Source organism: Phytohabitans houttuyneae, from assembly GCF_011764425.1.
GTDB classification, from domain to species: Bacteria; Actinomycetota; Actinomycetes; order Mycobacteriales; family Micromonosporaceae; genus Phytohabitans; species Phytohabitans houttuyneae.
Genome location: NZ_BLPF01000002.1, coordinates 1,356,829 through 1,377,392, shown reverse-complemented (window position 1 = coordinate 1,377,392; position 20,564 = coordinate 1,356,829). Strand labels below are relative to the sequence as shown.

General features: G+C 67.0%; 13 protein-coding genes and 2 pseudogenes. 7 read left to right on the top strand and 8 right to left on the bottom strand.

The window, feature by feature from the left end; genetic code table 11:
* Positions 1 to 68 precede the first annotated feature (68 nt).
* Both Phou_RS29660 and Phou_RS29655 read left to right on the top strand, forming a co-directional pair.
* Positions 69 to 713 carry a response regulator transcription factor gene (locus Phou_RS29660; protein ID WP_173061846.1) on the top strand — a complete coding sequence of 215 codons (645 nt, stop codon included), beginning with the start codon at positions 69 to 71 and terminating at the stop codon, positions 711 to 713.
* Positions 710 to 1,867: a sensor histidine kinase gene (locus tag Phou_RS29655; protein WP_173061843.1), complete on the top strand. Its 1,158-nt coding sequence runs from the start codon at positions 710 to 712 to the stop codon at positions 1,865 to 1,867. The genes Phou_RS29660 and Phou_RS29655 overlap by 4 nt, the downstream gene beginning before the upstream one ends.
* 192 nt (positions 1,868 to 2,059) lie before the next feature.
* On the opposite strand, the pseudogene Phou_RS29650 reads toward Phou_RS29655, so the two are convergent.
* Positions 2,060 to 2,442, bottom strand: a pseudogene (locus Phou_RS29650) (DnaB-like helicase C-terminal domain-containing protein); the annotation flags it as partial.
* Here Phou_RS29650 and Phou_RS55750 point away from each other — a divergent pair.
* Together Phou_RS55750 and Phou_RS29645 are read left to right on the top strand one after the other, a co-directional pair.
* A complete protein-coding gene (locus tag Phou_RS55750) occupies positions 2,375 to 3,460 on the top strand; it encodes an NACHT N-terminal helical domain 7-containing protein (RefSeq protein WP_371872209.1) in 1,086 nt (361 codons plus the stop codon). The pseudogene Phou_RS29650 and the gene Phou_RS55750 overlap by 68 nt on opposite strands.
* Positions 3,461 to 3,873: 413 nt before the next feature.
* A complete protein-coding gene (locus Phou_RS29645; RefSeq protein ID WP_173061840.1) occupies positions 3,874 to 6,921 on the top strand; it encodes an NACHT domain-containing protein in 3,048 nt (1,015 codons plus the stop codon).
* Between the two features lie 633 nt (positions 6,922 to 7,554).
* Here Phou_RS29645 and Phou_RS29640 read toward each other — a convergent pair.
* Complete coding sequence (locus Phou_RS29640) at positions 7,555 to 8,487, bottom strand: hypothetical protein (protein ID WP_173061837.1); 933 nt, start codon at positions 8,485 to 8,487, stop codon at positions 7,555 to 7,557.
* Positions 8,484 to 8,960, bottom strand: coding sequence for a hypothetical protein (locus tag Phou_RS29635; protein WP_173061834.1), 477 nt, complete (start codon positions 8,958 to 8,960; stop codon positions 8,484 to 8,486). Before Phou_RS29635 ends, Phou_RS29640 begins: the two co-directional genes overlap by 4 nt.
* Before the next feature lie 29 nt (positions 8,961 to 8,989).
* Here Phou_RS29635 and Phou_RS29630 point away from each other — a divergent pair, with 29 nt between their 5' ends.
* Positions 8,990 to 11,959 (top strand): CHAT domain-containing protein, encoded by a 2,970-nt coding sequence (locus Phou_RS29630; protein WP_173061831.1) that lies wholly within the window; start codon positions 8,990 to 8,992, stop codon positions 11,957 to 11,959.
* 277 nt (positions 11,960 to 12,236) lie between these two features.
* Here Phou_RS29630 and Phou_RS29625 read toward each other — a convergent pair.
* The 4 genes and pseudogenes from Phou_RS29625 to Phou_RS29610 form a co-directional block, all read right to left on the bottom strand.
* Positions 12,237 to 12,975: pseudogene (locus tag Phou_RS29625) on the bottom strand (potassium-transporting ATPase subunit KdpA); the annotation flags it as partial.
* On the bottom strand, positions 12,903 to 13,478 hold the full coding sequence (locus Phou_RS55745; protein ID WP_218579259.1) for a CorA family divalent cation transporter: 576 nt from the start codon (positions 13,476 to 13,478) through the stop codon (positions 12,903 to 12,905). The gene Phou_RS55745 and the pseudogene Phou_RS29625, both read right to left, overlap by 73 nt.
* Positions 13,479 to 13,635: 157 nt before the next feature.
* On the bottom strand, positions 13,636 to 15,621 hold the full coding sequence (locus Phou_RS29615) for an APC family permease (RefSeq protein WP_173061828.1): 1,986 nt from the start codon (positions 15,619 to 15,621) through the stop codon (positions 13,636 to 13,638).
* 787 nt (positions 15,622 to 16,408) lie between these two features.
* On the bottom strand, positions 16,409 to 17,011 hold the full coding sequence (locus Phou_RS29610) for a hypothetical protein (RefSeq protein WP_173061825.1): 603 nt from the start codon (positions 17,009 to 17,011) through the stop codon (positions 16,409 to 16,411).
* A gap of 992 nt (positions 17,012 to 18,003) precedes the next feature.
* Here Phou_RS29610 and Phou_RS29605 point away from each other — a divergent pair.
* The gene (locus Phou_RS29605; protein WP_173061822.1) at positions 18,004 to 18,348 is read left to right on the top strand and encodes a hypothetical protein; all 345 of its coding nucleotides are present in this window, start codon (positions 18,004 to 18,006) and stop codon (positions 18,346 to 18,348) included.
* 45 nt (positions 18,349 to 18,393) lie between these two features.
* Positions 18,394 to 18,807: a hypothetical protein gene (locus tag Phou_RS29600; protein ID WP_173061819.1), complete on the top strand. Its 414-nt coding sequence runs from the start codon at positions 18,394 to 18,396 to the stop codon at positions 18,805 to 18,807.
* Between the two features lie 39 nt (positions 18,808 to 18,846).
* Here the strand turns inward: Phou_RS29600 and Phou_RS29595 are convergent, their stop codons facing one another.
* A complete protein-coding gene (locus tag Phou_RS29595) occupies positions 18,847 to 20,361 on the bottom strand; it encodes a low temperature requirement protein A (RefSeq protein WP_173061816.1) in 1,515 nt (504 codons plus the stop codon).
* Positions 20,362 to 20,564 lie beyond the last annotated feature (203 nt).

Here is a 20,564-nt window from a genome sequence, read left to right as displayed (position 1 = left end):
GAGGCCATGACACGGGCGCTACGCCGAATGTAGGCCGGATGTCATCCCGGCCGACGCACAATGACCCCATGCGGGTGTTGGTGGCTGAGGACCATGTCGTGCTGGCCGGACGGATCGCCGAAGGGCTGCGCGACGCCGGCCTGGCGGTGGACGTGGTCCACGACGGCTCGGCGGCGCTGAACGCCGCCGCGATCACGACGTACGACGTGATCGTGCTCGACCGGGACCTGCCAGTCGTCCATGGCGACCAGGTGTGCCGGCACCTCGCCGGACAGGGCGCCCGCATCCTGATGCTGACCGCCGCCGCCGGCATTGACGAGCGGGTCGACGGGCTCGAACTCGGTGCGGACGACTACCTCGGTAAGCCGTTCGCCTTCGCCGAGCTGGTGGCGCGGGTGCGGGCGCTGGGCCGGCGAGCGCCGGTCGGGCCGCCGATACTGCGCCGCGGTGACCTGGTCGTGGACCGGGCCCGGCACCGGGCGAGCCGCGGTACTCGCCCGCTGTCGTTGACCCGCAAGGAGTTCGGCGTGCTCGAACTGATCGTCGCTGCCGACGGGCAGGTGGTCAGTGCCGAGGAGCTGCTGGAGCGGGTGTGGGACGCGAACGCCGACCCGTTCAGCAACGTCGTGTCGGTGACCATGACCCGGCTGCGGCGCAAGCTTGGTGAACCGCCGATGATAGAGACGGTGGTCGGGGCGGGGTACCGGATATGAGCGGCCCACGGCTCACCCTGCGGGTACGGCTCACCCTGCTCTACACCGGGCTGTCAGCGGCCTGTGGGGCGATCGTGATCGTGATCAGCTACGCCCTGGTGGCCCGCATTCAGAACTCCGATCAGTCAGTGATCCGGATGACGAACGCCGCCGACTTCGTGGCGGTGTGCCAGGGAGTCGCGGCCGACGCGCTCACCCAGGACAAGTGTCGCAAGGCGATCCGCGACAGTGTCGTGCTCGGCGCCCAGAGCCAGCGCGAGGCAACCCTTGGACATCTGGTGCAGTACTCCCTGCTGACGCTGGCCGCCGTCATCCTGCTCGCCGCGCTCGTGGCGTGGATCATGGCTGGCCGGGTACTGCGACCGGTACACGCGATCACGGAGGCCGCGCGCACCGCCTCCGAACGCAACCTGTCGGCCCGGGTGGCGTTGGGCGGTCCACGCGACGAGCTGCGCGAGCTGGCCGATACGTTCGACGCGATGCTGACCCGACTGGAGGCCGCGTTCGACAGCCACCGGCGGTTCATCGCCAACGCCGGGCACGAGCTACGGACGCCGCTGACCGTCATGCGCACCACGCTCGATGTGGTGCTGGCCAAGCCGTCAGCGACAGTGGACGAGCTCCGCCGCATGGCCCATGACGTACGCGGCGCGGTGATCCACGCGGAGCGGCTGATCAACGCCCTGCTGACGCTCGCCCGCAATGATCGCGGGCTCGTGGTGCACGAACCGGTCGACGTGGCCACGGTGGCCGAAGACGTGCTCGACGCCACCCAGCCGCGGGACCGGCGGCTGCACGCCCAGCTCGGCCCCGCGATGGTCGCCGGTGACGTGATGCTCATGGAGCGCCTGATCACGAACCTCGTCGACAACGCCGTCCGGTACAACGTTCCGGACGGCGACGTGTGGCTCAGCACGTCTACAGTGGACGGCCAGGTTCGGATCATGGTGGCGAATACCGGGCCAGTGGTGCCTCCCGACGCCATCGGCACGCTGTTCGAGCCATTCCAGCGGCTGCACGACCGCACCGGCACCGACGGCTTCGGTCTGGGTCTGCCGATCGTCGCGTCGATCGCGGCGGTGCACGGTGGTGCGGTGTTGGCCGAGCCGCGGACGACCGGCGGCCTCACGATCACCGTGGTGATCGACCCCTGACGAAAGCCTGCGAGCTTCGGAGGAAATATCCTGGATACCCGCCTGCGGTTGGCTGCCGGGACCTGGACAGTAGCGCAGATCAATGTCAAAACGGGGGTCTGCTGCACCTAAAGGCGGAAGCCGGAAGCCTGGAACAGCATCCGGACCAGGTCGCCGAAGGCCAGCTGCTCACCCCATTCGGCGGGCCAGTTACGTCCAGTCGCCATCGGACAGCTGCCGGAGCGGAGCACGTGCAGCGGCACCCGCGCCTCGGCCGAGAGAAGTCGCACGACGATCTCGACCTTGCTCAGTTCCAGCGAGAAGATCGCACTGGCACAGTTGCGGCGGATAGCAGAGTTTCTGGCAAGGTCCATCGAAACGGTCGACTTGCCCAGACCGGGACGGCCGGCAACGATCACCAGCCGGCCGGCGGGCAGGCCGTTGAGCAGGCGGTCCAGGTCGGTGAAGCCGGTCATCACGCCGCCCTGTGCGCCCACCGCCTCGATCTCGTCGAGCGTCGGCTGCAGCATGTCGACGAGCACCGCGAAGTCTTCACTGACACACCACTCGGTCACGTCGTACACAGCCTGCCTGCTGGGCCAGATCGACCAAGTCGCATGCCGATGGCCCTTCCACCGCAAACGCGTCCTGCTCATGGCCGTCGTTCCTCCGGCCGTTCGGGCCAATGCGCTGCCGCGGGTGCAGGTGCCCGTGGACGAGTTCGCAGTCGAACTCGTCGGGTTCTACACCACGTTGGCGCGTCGCACGCAACTGTTTCTGACCGGTCTGGCGGTGTGGGACCACTTGACCGAGACGGAGCAGGCACGACTGTCAACCCAGCTGACCGAAGCCACTCCAAAGGCGGCGGTGCGCCGGTACAACCGGTACGTGACCGAGCTGGCCGGCCAGTTCCCCGGGTTCGCGTTCTGGCTCGGCGCGTGGGAGCACGGGGCGACGCGGACGGAGGTTGGACGGCTGCGGACCGCGTTGGGCGACCTCGCCGAGCGGCTCGGATCCCAGGCACCGGCGGGCGACGCGCACCGGCGTTGGCGGCAGTTGGCCCGCCGGTACGCGGCCGACCTGGAAAAGCCAGCCATCGCGGGGCAGGGCTACGGTATGGCCTCGTCGTGGGTTCCCCGGACCCACGTCCGAAGATCGACGTTGAGCAGCACGCCCCGGCCCGCTCGGAGCAGGACTGGCAGGAAACGGACCCGCCTCCCCGCCCAACCGGTGGCTGCGCCGGCTTGCCGTGTTCCTAGCTTGTACGTTGCTGGTGCTCGGTGGCGTGCTCATTTGGTCGAGCGTGGACCGGTCCGGCACAGGGACGGTCGACGGGACGGTCCGCCCCGGCACGACGTGGAACCTACGCGCCCGCCCCACCACAGAATCCCGGAAGATCGACATAATAATCGGCCCAGGCACACCGGTGACAGTCCACTGCGTCGAGGGCCGGTGGGCAAGGCTCGACAAGCCCCGCGCCGACGTCTACATCTACCTCGACGCGCTCGCGCTGAACGAGTCGCCCAAACGCTGCACAACGAACTCGTTACGCCGAGGCTGAACCGCCACCAAGCCGCATTCGCCTTCTTCGCGCGGCCCTCCGCCCGAGCCTGACCAGCCACAATGCTCTCGGCATACCGGTTACCGATCGATCATGTATGGCTGACCCCCAACCACGATCTTTCTCGACATCTGTGGGAGGCGCTTGGCCGGCGCGGCGTCGACGCCGGTCTAGGCGTGGGAGCCGGCCAACCTGGCGCGCTGGTCTTCGGTCATCGGGGCGCCTCCGCCGCCAAGACTTGGATCTCGTCCTCGGTCGCCAGGTCCTTCAGGCATCGAACCATCGGAAACGTCCCTCGCGGCCGGATGCCCAGGCGCCCAGGTATGGATCATCTCCTCCACCACGAAACGTGAATCATGCCGGAGCCGGGACCACTATCCATCTAGGACACCCCTAAGGGACGCACGCGGTACAAGGGCTGAATCAGCGGCTGCACTGGCCGGCGTTGGCATGACATTCTTGTCTGGTGTCCGGTCTGGAGATAGCCGCGCTCGCGCTGGGAAAGGCTGTCGCAAAGGCCGCATGTGGTGTGTGGTTCGGTGATCACAAAGTAGCGTCCGATCTTTCTTCCAATGCGATCGACCTGGTGGCTGAGCGCCTGACCAGTGTCCGTGAGCAGCGCCGTTTCATCCGCGCCTGGGATGAGGCGGCGGACATCGTGGCCGACCGGGTGCAGCCGCTTGTGGTGCTCGAGTTTCGCGACCTTTCGCTTAACGAGCAGGTGGCCGCTGTCGAGGCGGTCCGGGAGACGGTGCAGAACGCGCGGCTGACCGACGACGACCTGTTTAGACAGGATCTTGATGCGGGCTACTTGGACCGGTACCTGCGTTCGCAGGATGCCGACCGGGCGCGGAGGGCCGGATTGGCGGAGGGCGCCGTCAATCTGTACAACTTGCTGCTCAGGGAATGCTGCGCCTACGTCATCGAGGTGGCACGCACGCTGCCCAGCAGCGGCGTCGCGGGGCTCGCCGAACTCCTTCGCCGCGACCGCCAGATCTTGAACGAGCTCAGTACCGTCCTGGCTCTGCTGCCGGATCGGCGTGGCGTCGACGACTTCGAACGCGACTACCGCCAGCTGGTCGCCAATCGCCTCGATCGCGTCGAGTTCTTCGGCGCGACGCTTTCCGAGGCCAGCCGGCGCTACACCCTCTCTGTCGCGTACCTGAGTTTGACCGTAGCCGCGGCGTCGAAGCGCAGCGGCTTGCAAAGGGACTCCCTCGGTACTCCGAGACCCGTAGAGGAGGTGCTCGGCAGCTCCCGCCGCCTGTTCATCCGGGGGCAGGCCGGCACCGGGAAGACCACCCTCCTTCAGTGGATCGCCGTACAGAGCGCACGAAGCGGGTTTCCCCTCCAGATGCCCGGGTGGAACGGGACGGTGCCGTTCTTCGTCCCCCTGCGGCGGTACATCGACACGGACCTGCCGGCCCCTGAGGCGTTCCTTCGCGAGGTCGGCCGGCATATCGTCGACGACATGCCCGCTGGATGGGTGCAGGCGCAGCTGCGATCGGGCCGCGCGGTCATCCTGGTCGACGGGCTGGACGAGCTACCCGAAAAGCGTCGCCAGGACATGCGGGAGTGGCTCGCGCAGCTCACGAGCTCGTTTCCCGACGCACGCTACGTCCTCACCTCACGTCCCGCGGCGGCGCCGGAAGACTGGCTGGACAACGACGACTTCACCGTCGCGGAACTGGAGCCGATGACCCGGTACCAGATACCGGAGTTCATCCACCGGTGGCACGAAGCCATGCGGAGCGCATCCCGCACCGACCAGGATCGCCAGCGAGCCACCACGTACGAGAACCATCTTCTCGGTGCGCTGGACAAGCATCGTCACCTGCGCCAGCTCGCCGGCTCTCCACTGTTGTGCGCATTGCTGTGCGCGCTGCACCAGGACCGGCGTGGGCAACTGCCGGCCAATCGCATGGAACTCTACGAAGTGGCCCTGCACATGCTGCTGGAACGCCGCGACCACGAGCACGGCATCGCGCCGTCGATCGTGTTGAGCAGGACCGACAAGACGCTGTTGCTGCGCGACCTGGCGTACCGGTTAATTCGCAACGAATGGTCCGACGCGGATCGCGACTACGTCATCGCGATGCTGGAAGCGAAGCTGGCGGCGATGCCGCAGGTGAAGGCGAGCCCAGAAATCGTCTACCAGGTACTACTCGAACGTAGCGGGCTGGTCCGCGAGCAGGTGGAAGGACGGATGGACTTCATCCATCGATCCTTTCAGGAGTACCTCGCCGGTCAACAAGCCACCGTCGAGGCCGACTACGGCGTTCTGGCAGCAAACGCCCACCTGCCGCAGTGGCACGAGGTCGTGGTGATGGCAGCGGGTCACGCCTCTCCCACGGGCCGGGGCATCCTGCTGCAAGACCTGTTACGACGAAGCGACAAGCACGACACGTCCCCCAAGGACCGAGACATACTTCGCTTGGTCGCACTCGGCTGCCTCGAGACGTCCGCCGAGCAACCGCCCGCCCTGGCGAAGGCCATCCGAGCCGCCGCAAAGTCCCTCATACCGCCACGCAGCGCCGCCGCCGCGCTCGCTCTCAGCCGCGCTGGACCGTTCGCGCTCGATCTGCTGATGGACGCGACGCCGCAAACGGAGACCGAGGTCGCCCTCACGATCTCGGCAGCGGTGCAGACGACGGATCCCGCGGCGCTACCGTTGTTGGCGACTTTCGCCGCTGACTCCCGCCCCAAAGTGGTCGACGCGCTGCTGCGCGCATGGCAGCACTTCGATCCGCACGAGTACGCCTTCAACGTGCTGCGCGAATCTCCCCTGATCGGCGGCGCGGTCCAGATCACCGACCCCCGACAGGTGGACGCCCTCCATCATCTCGGCCGGCTGACCGACTTGCGGCTCGCCAGGATCCCTGACGTCGACCTAACCTTCGTACACGGGCTGCCGAACCTGCGAAGACTCTCGGTGGAGGACCCCCGCACCCTTCACCCCCTCGCCGGCCAGCCCTTGGTTTCGCTGACCGTGTCGCGCACCGAGGTACCCATTGATCTCGCGCCCCTCGCCTCCATGCCAAGGCTCACCGAGTTCAGGGCCTTCACCCGCGTATGGAACGAACAGAGCATCGCGGGCCTTCCCCTCGCCGAGCTCGGGCTCGACGCCGCCGCCTTCTGCCGCCTGACCTGCGACTGGCCGGCCCTGAAAAAGCTTGAGCTCATCGGCGCCCACGACCTGACGGAACTCCCGGTAGCCAACCTCGCACAGCTGACCCACCTGACCCTGGAGATCCTGGCACCACTCGACCTCAGCCCGATAGCTCAACTGCCGGCGCTGGACAACCTGCGCCTAAACGTCAAGGCCGAGGCGCCAGACCTGACAGCATTGCAGGACACACACATCTCTTCGATCGAATACACCAGCGACAGCATCGACCGCGTCGACCTCCGGCCGTTAGCGTTTCACAGAGAAGTAAAGGTCCGCGTCCCACGCGGCACGACCGTGCTAGGCGCGTCACAGTCTGGCGGAAACATCTCCGTCGTGCACAAGTAGCCGTTCGACGAACTGGGCTAGATCCGCACCGAGGTCGTCAGCCCGCATTGATGTGCCGCTGCTTGACCTGGTCCCCGGAGCCAAGGGTTCCTCACCCGGGCTAGGCCCCAACGGCGCCGGTCTCACTGCTGCAGCGAGTCAATCGCGCAAAGTCGGTTCTGGCAGCGTTCAGGCCGGGCGGGTGCTGTTCGTGTACCACCTGCGGGTGACTTGGTATCCCGGCCCGACCGATCCAGGCCGGTCCGGGAAACGCGCCATTCCAACCCGAACTGGCCCAAGCCGAACCGACACTCCTCACCGCTTGGCCCCGCGCGCCGCAACCGGCCCACGGGAGCGGGAGCCGCCTATCGAGTGTTCACTCTATTCGGCCAGATGCGTGCGTTGGTAGGGCGACGTGACCGTGTTTGCGGTGGCCGGCCACGTCGCTGGCTGCCCACTTACCGCTGTCCGAGAGATCTGGGCGAATGCCGACCGCGTGCCGGATCGTGTCAGGGTGCCGGGCAGGCTGTGCTGAACGGTGTGCGCCCTCGCCTCCCGAAGCGGTGAAAGGACGGACTGCTTCGGGCAGGCATCGCGGGCTCGTGGCCGGGGCCGGTAGGGTGCCGGCCTGGCGGTCCGCAATGATGTTGGGGATCAGCCAGATTCGTTGATTGGTTGGTGGCGGTACACGAGGTTGGTGGGCGCTCCCTGCCGCCACATTAGACACAGCTTCTCGTTGGCCGCTTGCTCGGCTGCCTGATCGGCGGGAAGCGGCAGGTGTAGATGCTCAAGCAGATCGAAGCGATGCAGATCGAACGCAGCTCCCACCGTCTCGCCGTATGCGATGGCGGCCTGCACGGCCGATCGGTATGCCAGAACGGCCAACGCGAGCGGGGCCAAAGCCAGGAGTACCCACCATCGTGACTGCGCGAGAAGCCCGGCTGTGACCACCGCCAAGACGGTTGCCGTGACGGTCAGGCGTGCCGTCAGGTCGAGGGTGTTGCGTCGGTCGTCGACCAGCGTTCGTGCCTGCGGGCCGAGTACTGGGTAGAGCCGGGGCCAGGCTACTGTGGCGTCCCAGCCGTACTCGGCGCCGGCTCTGGCCTCCATCGCGGCGAGCGCGTTACCCAAGGCCGTGGGGCGTAGCCGCGATGGTGGGAACCGCGCTACCAGCAGCGCACCGGCCTGCCCAGCGCGCTGTATGTCGGTGTCGGTCGCGCCGTTGGGCGGAGCCATTGCCGCCCGGGCCAGCCGGGCATGGCACCGCCGTTGGCGTCGGGTGCAAAGCCGCGCCAACCATCCGGCCCACGTTGGCCAATCGCCTTCGAGTACTCGGATCATCCTCAGATGCAGCGGCTGAAGCACCGCTGCGGTTAGCATCACCGCCAGAACGACCAGCAGCAGCTCGCCGAGACCAAGCTGGACGGCGGTATGCCAAGCCTGGGAGAAGTTCAGCTTCCCTGGGGCTCCCGCCCAGAAAAGGATCAGGATGGACAGGACACCGGCGTAGGTCGGCAGATACCCGACGAGAAGAAATCTGCCGCCAAATGTGTCGAAGGCCGCCTTGGCCGGTGTGTCCAGTTTCACGGCAGCAACACCATGGCACCGTGCCCTGACGAACAGTTCGGTGCAGACCTCGGATCGACGTGGATCCGTCGTTCCTCCGCGCCGCACGTTCGGCATTGGAATCGTATGACCTGGTATCGGCTTGAAACGCCTGGCAGGGTAGCCCCGTCTGCATCGCCTATGCCGCGGAACGATCCTTCGACCAGTTCGGCCAGCCGATGGCGACTCATGACGCCGGCCAACTGGCCATCGACGTACAACGCCGCCCGGTCGATGCCAGGTTCGGCCGCGAAGATCTTCTCCACCACCTCGGCCACGATCGCGACGTCCGTGCTGGCTGGCACACTCAGCCGCACCGCGTCGCGTTCGTCGGCATCTCGATCGAACAGGACCCCGAGATCTCGATTCTTCACGCCGCTCCAAACCTTGGTGGGTTGCCCACGATACGGTAGCCATCGCGCTTGGCGTTTCACATGACGAGTCGGGTATTTCATTGTCACCTCCTTTGTTGATTGGGAGTCCGATGGTCGATGAGTTGCTGGCAGCGGTGCGCGCCCGGATCTTCGCGTATGTGCAACAGCACGACCCGGCGGCGGTCGTGGCTGAGGAGGCGGTGACCCAGGCCGATGACCTGTGGCTAGCGGCTCAGCGCAGTTCGGAGGGCCGCGTACGGGAGGAAGTGCTTTTCGCTGTGGCGTGGCTGCACTGGTGCCGTTTCCTGGCCCTACCCGCCGGCGCGAACGCCACGGCCCTGCGAACCGCCGAGCACCTGTTTGTCGAGCTTGCCCAGGTGAACCCACGACGGGTACCCGACCACCATCAACGGGCAGCGATGATCGTGCGACGCTTGCGGACGCTCGACGATCCGCCCGCTCTCGACCATGCCATAGACCTCCTTCACCAGGAGCACCCTGACCGGGTCGGCCGGCTGTGCCTACTTGGCGTCGCGCTGCAGATCAGGTCCGAACGGACCGGCAACCTCGCTGACCTCAACGGTGCCATCGCCGCGCAACGCGAGGCGCTCAGAAATATGGCCGCCGATCACGACGATCGCGGTCTTTGCCTGTCCAATCTCAGCAATTCGCTCCGTGTACGGTACGAGCGGGTCGGCGACCTCGCCGACATCGGTGAGGCAATCCGGATGGCTCGGATGTCCGTCGAGGTCACGCCCGCCGACGATCCTCATCGAGCAAAGAGGCTTGCTAACCTTGGCACCGCCCTGCTGGTGCGGTTCGAGCGAGATGGTGACCACGGGAACGTCGCCGACCTCAACGAGGCTATCGCGGTGGATCGAGCTGCCGTCGAGGTCGAGGCCCCGGACGACCCGGACCGAGCGGGCATGTTGTCCAATCTCGGACTCGCGTTGCAGGCCAGGTTCGACCGGTTCGAGGATCTTTCAGACCTTGATGAGGCCATCACTGTGGGCCGCGCCGCTCTGGACATGAGCGCTCCCGGCCAGGCGAAGCGGGCGGAGTTGCTGTCCAGCCTCGGGCTGGCCCTCCGGGAGAGGTATCGACGCGTTGGTGCCGACGCCGATCTCGACGAGGCGATACGCGTGGGCCGCGCCGCGGTCGAAGCGACGTCCGCCGGCCACTCTGAACGGGCAGCGACGCAGTTCAATCTCGGGCTTGCTTTGCAGGCCCGCTTCGAGCGAGCCCGGGACCCGGCTGACATGTCGACAGCTTTCGGTTTGTGGCGCGAGGCTGCCGCGGATCGGAACGCCGCGGCGTCGCGCCGCATACGCATCGCCGAGAAGTGGGGCGACTCGGCCGCGTTGCTGGGCCGGTGGCAGGATGCGGCCGAAGGGTACGCGGCGGCGGTACGGCTTCTCCCGCTGCTGGCTTGGCCCGGCGCGAGCTGGGCGAGTAGGGAACGGCTGCTCGCGGAATACCACGGACTGGCCAGTACTGCCGCAGCCTGTACCGTGGCCGCGGGATTCCCCGACCGGGCAGTCGAGATCCTGGAGCGAGGCCGCGGCGTGCTGTGGTTCCACCTACTGGCCAGCCAGACCACACCATCGAAGGTCAGCGCCCGGCCGGAGCTGGCCGGCAGGCTCGCCGAGCTGCGCACCGAACTCGATCAGCTCGCCAACCCGACGCTGCCCCGTAATACCACCGTCGTCGATGCGAAGGGCAACAGCCTCAACAGCCATCTGAATGCCATAGTCCACCAGGTCGAGCACTATCGGTCGCTTCCCGGCGCCGAGTCCTACCTGCACGAGAACATTCCTGAGTCGATGAAGCTCCTCGAGGCGCTATACGCGCTGGTCCGGCCGGGAGAGGCGGTTGACCGGCAGATGGCGGCCGCGCAGCAGTGGGATGTCCTCGTTGCCCAGCTCGGCATCGGGTCGGACAACGACTCGCCGCACGAGACCACGATCGGAGAACTGCGCCAAGCCGCGACGTCGGGACCAATTGTCATTGTCAACTGCAGTTCGTGGCGCTGCGACGCCCTGCTGGTGACCACCACCGGCACCGATGTCGTCGAACTGCCGGATCTCACTCATGCGGACGCTGTCGACCGGACCAACGCCTTTCTGCATGCGCTTCGGGATGTTGATTCCGTCCGCGCCGGCCAGGTGGCCGCCCGCCTCACTCTTGAGCGGGCGATCAGTTCGGTCCTGGAATGGCTGTGGGAAGCTGTCGCCGATCCAGTCCTTCGCGCCCTCGGCCACGATCGCTGCCCGGCCCCGGCTCAGCCGTGGCCGAGGATATGGTGGTGCCCGACTGGCCCGTTGGCCATGTTGCCGTTGCACGCCGCCGGATACCACGACCCGAACGACAAGGCGCCGGGCCGGGCCGTCCTCGACCGGGTCGTGTCGTCCTACACAACGACGGTGCGGGCGCTTGCCCGCGCCCTGATCGACGACAGCCAGCCGCCAGCGGCGCCGCAAAGGCCCAACGAGAAGTTGCTCGTCGTGGCGCTGGGCCGTACGCCCGGTCAACCACAATTGCCCAATGTCGATCGCGAGCGTGACCTGCTCGCGACGGTCTTCCCCGCCGAACGGTTGACGCTGCTGGAAGGACCGGCGGCGACAGTTCACGCGGTACAGGACGCGCTTGGCAGCCACACCTGGGCACATTTGAGTTGTCACGGCAGCCAGGAACCCACCAGCCCATCCCGCGGCGGCCTGGTGCTGTACGACGGAAGACTCACCGTGGCGGACCTGACCGCCGGCGGGAGCCAGGGTGAGTTCGCGTTCCTGTCTGCCTGCAAGACGGCCATGGGCGGCACACGCGTCGCCGACGAGATGATCACCGTCGCTGCTGCCCTTCAGTACGCGGGCCGGCGTCACGTGATCGCGACGCTCTGGTCCGTCTGGGACACGGCCGCAGCAAATGTCGCCGAGGACGTGTATGCGCGCCTGGTCTCACGGGGTGACCTGCGGCCAGGACAGTCGGCCGAGGCGCTTCACCACTCCGTACGGCGGCAGCGCGACCGGGATCCTTACAGACCTAGCGTCTGGGCGCCTTTCATCCATATCGGTCCATAACAAGCATGATGCCTGACGACCAAGGCGCTCAGAATGGCTGGAGGCAGCCAGGTCTCGCCCGATGGCACCGGACCGACCCATATCAGCGGGCCGCCGCCGTCCCAGAGAACGAACCGGCCGTGGTTAGCGAGATGCCTACCTGCTGGTGCCCTGCCTCGTGGTCTGGAACAGGTCCGCGAGGTCCAGTGCGGCGGCGTGTTGAATCGGCCAACCCGTCCGGGAGGACTCTATTGGGCTCGCGGCCATTCATTGGCGCCTGTCGGCATCTGTGACTGCCCGTGCGGCCGACCATGAGCCCAGCCACGAACACCGTGATCACCGCCAGGACGAGGGTGCCGTACAGGCCGGCGCCGCCGGGCGCGACCTCGCCGAGCATCATGTTGATCATCGGCATCATGCCGCCGAGCGAGGTGTACGAGTCGTTGAAGGAGTTGACCGCGCCGGTCGAGGTGAGTGTGGTCGCGGCGGCGAAGGTGGCCGAGTTGGCAACGCCGAACCGGACGTCCTCGCTTTCCATGGCTGCGGCGACCGCCTGCGGCACGGTGCCATCGTGGCCGAGCTCGAACGCGTTGTTCAGTGCCACGCTGGCGATCGCCAGGATGCCCATGGCCGCGACGATCGCGTAGCCCTGCCGGTTTTGGCCCACCATGCGCCCGAACACCCGGCGCAGGCTGAACGGGATCACCAGCAGCAGGAAGATCTGGATCCAGCTCGTCCACGACGTGGGGTTCTCGAACGGGTGCGCGGAGTTGACGTTGTCGAAGCCGCCGCCGTTTGTGCCCAGCTCCTTGATGGCCTCCTGGGAGCGACCGGACCGCCGGTGATGCGCCGCCAAGCGTGGTGACTTGGGCGCCGCTGGACAGGTTCTGCACCGCCCCGCCGATGATCAGCACGATCGTGGCCAGCGCGCAGATGGGCAGCAAGATGCGGATCGTGATCCGGGTTAGGTCGACCCAGAGGTTGCCCAGCTGGTTGGTCCGCTTGCGGGCGAAGCCGCGCACGAGCGCGACCGCGACGAGCCGGCGGCGAATATTGACGCGGTCTTGACGCTGGTCGCCTCAGGAGGGCTTCGACGTTGCCGCCGGTGACGCGCTGCTCCAGCTGCCACACGTCGGTGGTGACTGCCTCGATGTACGCCTCTTGGTTGTGGGTCAGCGCGGAGGCGATCGCGTGCGAGAGGTCGAAGGGGGTGCGCGGGCGCAGCCGCCCCGACTGGATCCGGGCCAGCACCGCGCCGGTCCCCCAGCGCCGCCTGCGGCGCGACCGCAGTGTTGAGCGGGCCGTGGGCGGTGACCGCGTAGTTCTGCCCCACGAACTGGTCTAGCTCCAGGTAGTGCACATGGCCACGGTCGCCGCGTTCCGGCGCGTGCAGCACCACGAAGACGTGGTCCGTGTAGGCGTGCACCTTCGGCACCCGGTTGCGCTCGCCGCAGTCCGCCACCGCCATCGGGTGGAAGCCGAACACGTCCGACAGCACCTTCGCCGCGGTCGGGTCGCAGCTCGGTGTGTCGACCCACACCAGGTATTCCCGTCGCTGAGAAGGGCGGGCAGGTCGGTAACGAGCCGGTCCTCGATCCCGCCCGCAGTGATCAGGCGAACTCCGTTCGGCTCACCCCTCGCGCGCCCGTGGGACCTGATCGTGTCAGGGCCAGGCGAACCTCGGGTTAAGGTCCGCGTTAGCCGCCGACGTGGATGCGGGGACGGCGGTCCGGGTCCGGTTCGCTCTTGCGCAGGATCTCGCGGACCACCGGCGGGGTGTCGCCCCGCCCGAGCAGCAGGTACCGGAGCAGGTGGGCCAACGGGCTGCCCTCGGACCACTGGAAGTAGCAGCGGGGGAGCTCGCCGGTCGCGTCGCGCAGGGCGAGCAGGATCGCGGCGATCGCGTTGGGGGCGGCCGGGCTGCCGGCGCGCAGGATGCGGTGGCCGGCGACCTCGACGCCGCGCACGGTGAGCACGTCGGAGAAGGCGGACGGGTCGATCACCTCGATCTCCAGGAACAGCACGTCGGCCCGGCCGGGCACCGGGTTGAGCGCCCGCTGCTCCTGCTCCTTCGCGTCGTACTCGGCCTTGTCGCCGCCCTGCCGCCGGTTCGCGATGAGGTTGAGCCGGCCGTCGTGGGTCAGCGAGTCGGTGACGAACCGGCGAGCGGTCGCATCGAACTCGATCCGCTCGGCCCGCAGTTCCGTGGTCCGCGAGACCCGGGAGATGAGCGAGACGGCGATGATGCCGGCGACGAAGAGCCCCGAGATCATGATGCCGTCGGGCTTCTCGCGGATGTTCTCGCCGAGGGCGTACAGCAGCACGAGCGTGAGGACCGTGAACCCGGCGGTGGCCGCGCGCTGCCGGCGCCGCAGCGCGGAGATGGTCACCGCGACCGCGCCGGAGACCATCATCGCGAGGATGCCGGTGGCGTAGGCGCCGGCCTGGGCGTTGACGTCCGCGCCGAAGGCGATGGTGATCACGACGCTGATCGCGGTGTACACGAGCACGACCGGCCGCACCGCACGCCCCCACTCCGGCGCCATGCCGTACGAGGGCAGGTAGCGGGGAACGATGTTGATCAGGCCGGCCATCGCGGAGGCCCCGGCGAACCAGAGGATCAGAATCGTGCTGACGTCGTACACCCCGCCGAAGCCCCCGCCGAGGTGCTCGTGGGCGAGGTAGGCCAGCGCGCGGCCGTTGGCCGCGCCGCCCTCCTCGAACTCCTGCGCCGGGATCAGCACGGTGGTGACGAAGCTGGTCGTCACCAGGTACACCGACATGATCAGCGCGGCGGTGGTGAGCAGCTTACGGGTGTTGCGGATCCGCGACCGCAGACGCGCCTCGGCGTCCGCGCCGTCGGCGGCGACCAGCGGCATCATGCTCACCCCGGTCTCGAAGCCGGACAGGCCGAGCACCAGCAACGGAAACGCGACCACCGCCGGCCAGAGCACGTCGGTGAGCCCGCCGCCGTGCTCGGCGCTCAGCGCGTCGGTCCAGCCGGAGAACGCGCCGCCGGTGGTGAACACCTCCACCAAGCCGACCACGACCACCACGGCGTTGAGCGCGAGAAACGCGGCGACCAGCGGGATCGCGAGGCTCACCGCCTCGCTGAAGCCGAGCAGGAACACTCCGCCGAGTACCAGCAGGAGCACGACCGTGATCGGCACCGCGTGGCCGTGCAGCGCGTCCGGCAGGAGCGGGTTTTCCAGCATGTGTACCGAGGCGTCGGCAGCCGACAGCGTGATCGTGATGATCCACGAGGTGGCGACGAAACCGAGCAGCACCAGCACGAAGAGCTTGCCCCGCCAGAACGGCAGCAGGTGCTCCAGCATCGCCACCGAGCCCTGCCCGTGCGGGCTCTCCTTGGCCACCCGCCGGTACATCGGCAGCATGCCCAGCAGCGTCAACGCCACTATCAACAGGGTGGCCAGCGGCGACAGCGACCCGGCGGCGAGGGCGGCGATGCCCGGCAGGTACGCGAGCGTGGAGAAGTAGTCCACGCCGGTCAGGCACATCACCTTCCACCAGGAGTGCGGCTTGGCGTGCGACTCCGGCGCCTCCGGCCCAGCCGGCGCCACCCGGTGCGCCAGCAGCCACCGCCCCACGCGCCCGGCAGGCGGACCCGGCCGGGCCGGGCTGGCCACCACCGCAGGTACCGCCAGCTCATCCGTGCCGCTCATCGCCATCTTCCCCTCACCGCACGCCGGGCCGGGTATCACCCTAGGCCGCCACGGCTTGGAACCGGCGCGCCCGGCGGTCGGCTAGCGATATTTTGTTGATTTTAGGGTGGGATGTGCAGGTTTAGTGTGTGTGTCCGTTGGCGACGGCGTTGAGGAGTGCTTGCAGTTGCGGGGATGGTGGTTGGGTGGACCATGCCGTCCAGGTCCGTCGTAGTGTGAGCCCAGAGTGCGAGCCAGCTACGGACTTTGCGTAGGGCTTTGGGCCAGGAGGGTGGTTTCGGTGGTGTGGGCCCCCTCTGCGGGGTCGGCGGGTAGGTCCGGCTCCGGGGTGTCGTTTGTGGGCTGGTCGTCGAACCAGGTGTCCCAGCAGTACGAGAAGGCGCAGTTGACGAGGGTTTGATGGCGGCGGATCGCGGTGTCGGAGCGGACTTTGCGTCGGCCCAGCCGAGTTCGTCTTTGATCTGTTTGTAGCTTTGTTCGATCCAGTGTCGGATCCCGTAGAGGCGCACGATCTCGGTTAGGTCGGCCGGTTGGTGGAGGCGGTCGGTGCTGTCGTGCGGGCCGCCGGGGCGGGGCAGGTGTAGCTGGCGACATTCGACGCTGCGTCGCATTGAATCTGTCGCCGACGGGGGCCTTCAGGGGCGGAGCTCGGCTCTGAGAACGCCGGCTCGGTCGGCTTCGAGGGCGACGTCGGCGAGGGCGAGAACGTGACGGTCTCGGTCACGGCCGTTCGATGACACGGGTGAGGTCCTTCAGGCCTGCGTGACCTGACGGACCGCCGAGTTACTCAGGGCCGGTCCGGTGGGGTGGGGAACCTTGGTGTCTGGTCACGGAACGGACGCAGGGTCTGCCGCTGCAGCAGGAACAGCGTCGTCCAGAGAAGTAGGAACGCTGCTGCCCCACACACCACCGCCACGGACCGAGGGGCCTCGACGGCCCGCAGGCCGAGCACGACGATGGCCGCAGCAAGCGCCGCGTCCACCGTCGCGACGATGTTCGGGGTGTTGATCAGGAAGTGCACCCACATCGACTTCTGGCTGGGGCGATTCACCATGTAGGTGGCGAACACGCCCTGCTCGTCGTCGTATTGGCTTGTAGTCAGATAGCGCTCCAGGCCGGGCTCCAGGGTCAGGTACGCGCGCCGGAGCCGGTTCATCGCCTGCACCAGCTGGAACTCCTCGGCATTAAGATGCACCAGGCGGACGTAGGCGGCGATGCCCAGCAGGAACACCACCGGCAGCAGCACCAGCGCCAGCGTGGCGGTCTGGGTGCCAAAGCCGGTGGCGTCGGCCAGCAAAGCCAGCGCAATGATCGAGGCCGACAGCACGGTCAGGAAGACCGTAGCGCGGCTCTGGGCCTCGCTCCAGATCAGTGACCGGGCCGAGAGCAAGCTCCAGCGCACCTCCTATGTGCCTACGAGGTGGCCAACGGCTGCCACCAGCTTCTCCTACGCCCCCTGACCTACACGAGCAAGAATCCGACAAAGCACGGTGACAACATGGCTGCCACCATCACGAATGGGCTAGTCCGAATGCCTGATGGTAGGTCGATTGATCGCACAAATTGCCGACGATGTGCAGCGGACGCCGGTCGATCAGCCGCCCGTACCGACAAAGATCGGATTGCGCACTCATCGGCATGACCGGATGTCTTCACGTAGCGGATGGTCGCTCCACGCTGATCGAGATCGAACTGGCGCAGACGACGGCCGCCTGCCGCCGACGTGGTTCCCGGGCGTAGACGCGACGATCGGCTCGTGCAAGCCGGGCTATGCCCTCCATCTCTTCAAGGCAGCCGAACCCTGCCAAGCGGCGGCCCGTCCTCGTGAGGATCTCGGTGTTGTACCGGCCTTCCCGCACTCATTGCCGAGCCGGTACACCACGCGCTGTCATGTCCAGCAGCGGGATGCCGAGCGCGGCGCCGATCTCGCCCAGTGTGGTCGACAGCCAGCCGGCCAAGCCTTCCTACCTTCGCGGGCGGGAACGGACGACTTGACCCAGCTGGCGCTCAGGATGCCTACGGCGCTGCCATCGGCGGCCGCGGTAACCGAGGCCGGTCTGCAGCGTCACCCGTGCACCCGACGTCGGCACCATGGCGAGCACCGCCATGCCGGACGCAGCCAGTGCTGCGCCGCAATTCAGCGTCTATCGCACCTCTCGGCGCGCGCAGGCATCGTGCGCGCCAGACTAGCGATCACTTGACGCTTGCCTAGATCGTCAGCGAGCGGGTGTGCAGAAGTTGGGGTTCGGTGCTGGCTCGCGGTCGAGGAACGAGTCTCCGGTCATCTTTTGATTCCCTGTCAGATCTTCGACTCATCCATCAACGACATAGGATGCACTGCTTCTCTGGACGAGTGGCGTCAGTTGATCAATTGGACCAGGCATGATCGAGCGGGAGAAGGTTTTGACGACGCTCGGTGGATGCGTCGGCGCGACGGCGGGTGTTCTGATCGTAGTCCGTGGTGGATCCCGAGGAAGCCAATGGGAACGGGCCGCCCTGGCGTGTATCATCCTTTCGCTCTATTTAAGTCTCGTCGCACTGGCGCTTAGCGCGAGCATCTCAATTCCGCGCGCCATCACTGCGGCGCTCACGACCGCTCCGTTCCTGGTGCTTGGGTTGATAGTTTCGCTGGTGGTAATCATTGTTGGGCTCTTCGCGGTTGGTCTCGCCGTTCCCGTCGCCCTCGTTCTTGGGGCAATTAATCTCCTTCCTTTTCTGTCCTTTTGAAGGAATGGCCGCCCGAGGTTTCTGGGAGCGATAATAATGCCCTTCGTGGTTCTTTGGTGGATGTTGCTGGAGCGCATAGCAAATAATCACAAAAGCCGATCGACGCGTTCAGGCAAGACGGCGGCCAAACGTACGCGCTGCGGGCGGGCATTTGTGGTTATCATTTCAACCACGCTAGGTGCCATGAGTGGAGTCGTCAGTCGGTTTGGTGACCCCAACAGCCGGATCGGCCGCTGGTTCTTTATGCCGTCACAATTTAACTCGGCCGTGTTCTGCCTGCTTGGTTCGGTGTTTCTCCTCGCTCCCATGGCACTGATCGATTCATGGGTCTTCGGCTATGACTACTCTGCACGCCATGAGACGACCCTGTACAGCATGGCGATCGGGCTCCTTGCCGGAACTGGGTCCGGCGTTACCATAGGGATCATTGCTTTCGTCACGTCTGGCCTAGACGAATAGCCCATGCCTTGGCAGGCTAGTCGCTTTCGCGAGGGCGGCTCAGATTGCAATGAAGCGGCACCGCCCTTGGCAGATCGGATGCGCTGTCATCGGCATGACCGAGCGTCGGATGCCCAGCTTGATCGGCTGTGGGGCCAGTGGCTGACGGCGTCGCGGATGTGGTGATCTCGCTGCCGGCGCAGGGGTTGCCCCCGGCGAGGGGTTACGGGGTGTGCTCGGTCCCGGTGACGGCTGAGCCGCGCTGTCGGCAGGCGATGGCTGGAGATTTCGCGTCACGGCGCGCAGCGTGTGCGAGTAGCCGACCTTCTCGTGTCCGACGACCTCGACGACACACGCGACCGATACCAGGGCGATGACCGTGAACAGCGCGGCGAGGTCGGCATCCTCGGCGAGGTCGATAGGGGTGTGGGGATCCACGACGACGGCGATGACGATCGCGGCGGCGATGGGAACGAGTGTGCACACGAACAGCGGCAGGTGTGTGAGATCGAAGGCGCCCACCAGCAGGCTCCAGAGCAGGAAGATCAGGATGATGACGATCGCGACCGGTATGGCCAGGGCGAGCGTGATCTGCAGCAGGGAGAGCAGCTGTTGCTCTACACCGTCCGCGGCGACGCGAAGGCCGGCGCCGACGGCAGCGATCGCGCCGAACAACGGCAGGTGAGCGTATCTCCAGGGAAAGATCCGCGCGGGCGACCGGGTCAGGATCGTGCGTGCGGGAACGAGGTAATACGCCCACCAGAGTCCAGCGGCGATGACCAGCCCCGACGCGGCGATCACGATCGCGGCGACAGACCATCCGGTGTCGCGCACCAGCACGCCGACGGCGGCGACCGTGGCCGCGACTACCTCGCCCAGGGTGATGAGGGTGAGCAGGCCAAACCGCTCGGCGACATGGCCCGCGCTCCAGGGTGCCCTGCCGAGCCGGCCCTCGATGACGGCCGGTGCGACCAGCTCCGCGGCCGCGAGCACGACCAGGGCCGCGATTGTGGCGCCCGTCGGTAGCCCGGGTAGCGTCGTGAGCGCCCATCCGACCTGGGCGACGGTGATCGCCACGGCGTAGGCGGTCGAGGTTCGCCGATGGTCGCGGTCTTCCCGCGCGGCCCGCAGCCACAACGCGACTAGCGGCAACCGCATGATGATGTACCCCACGACGAGGAGCACGTTGTTCGGGCTGCCCCCGTGCGCAGTGTCGGCGAAGCTCACCGGCAGCCCGAAGGTGAAGATGACGACGCCGACCATCTGCACGACTGTCGCTACCCGAAAGAGCGCATCATCGTTGCCGTAAGCCGAACTGAACCAGGTGAAGTTCAGCCAGGCCCACGTCACACCGAAGATCGCGAAGACATACGCCCCCAGGCCAGCACCGACCTCGCCCTCGATGACCGCGTGCGCGAGTTCGTCCGCCGCCACCGCGAAGGCAATCACATAGATGAGGTCGTAAAACAACTCGAGCGGGGTGACCGAACCGGGACCTCGACCCGACATCGGCCGCAACCGGTGCCGCAGGTCGTCCCGCAACCGCGATGCCAACTCCGACTCCGACTCCGACATGCCTTCATCCTCTGCGGCACCCGTCCGGCTGTCAGCGGCTCTCGACAGACCCACCAGGAGCCGGGCCCCGCCAGCCTCAGCGGGTGACCCGCGGCGGCGGTCCGCAGAAGGCCGGCAGCGCCCTTACGGCGCGGTCGCCATCAAGGTCGCGGTACCGAGCACAGCCGAACAGGTCAATAGCGGTCAAGGCGCAGACCTCCCCT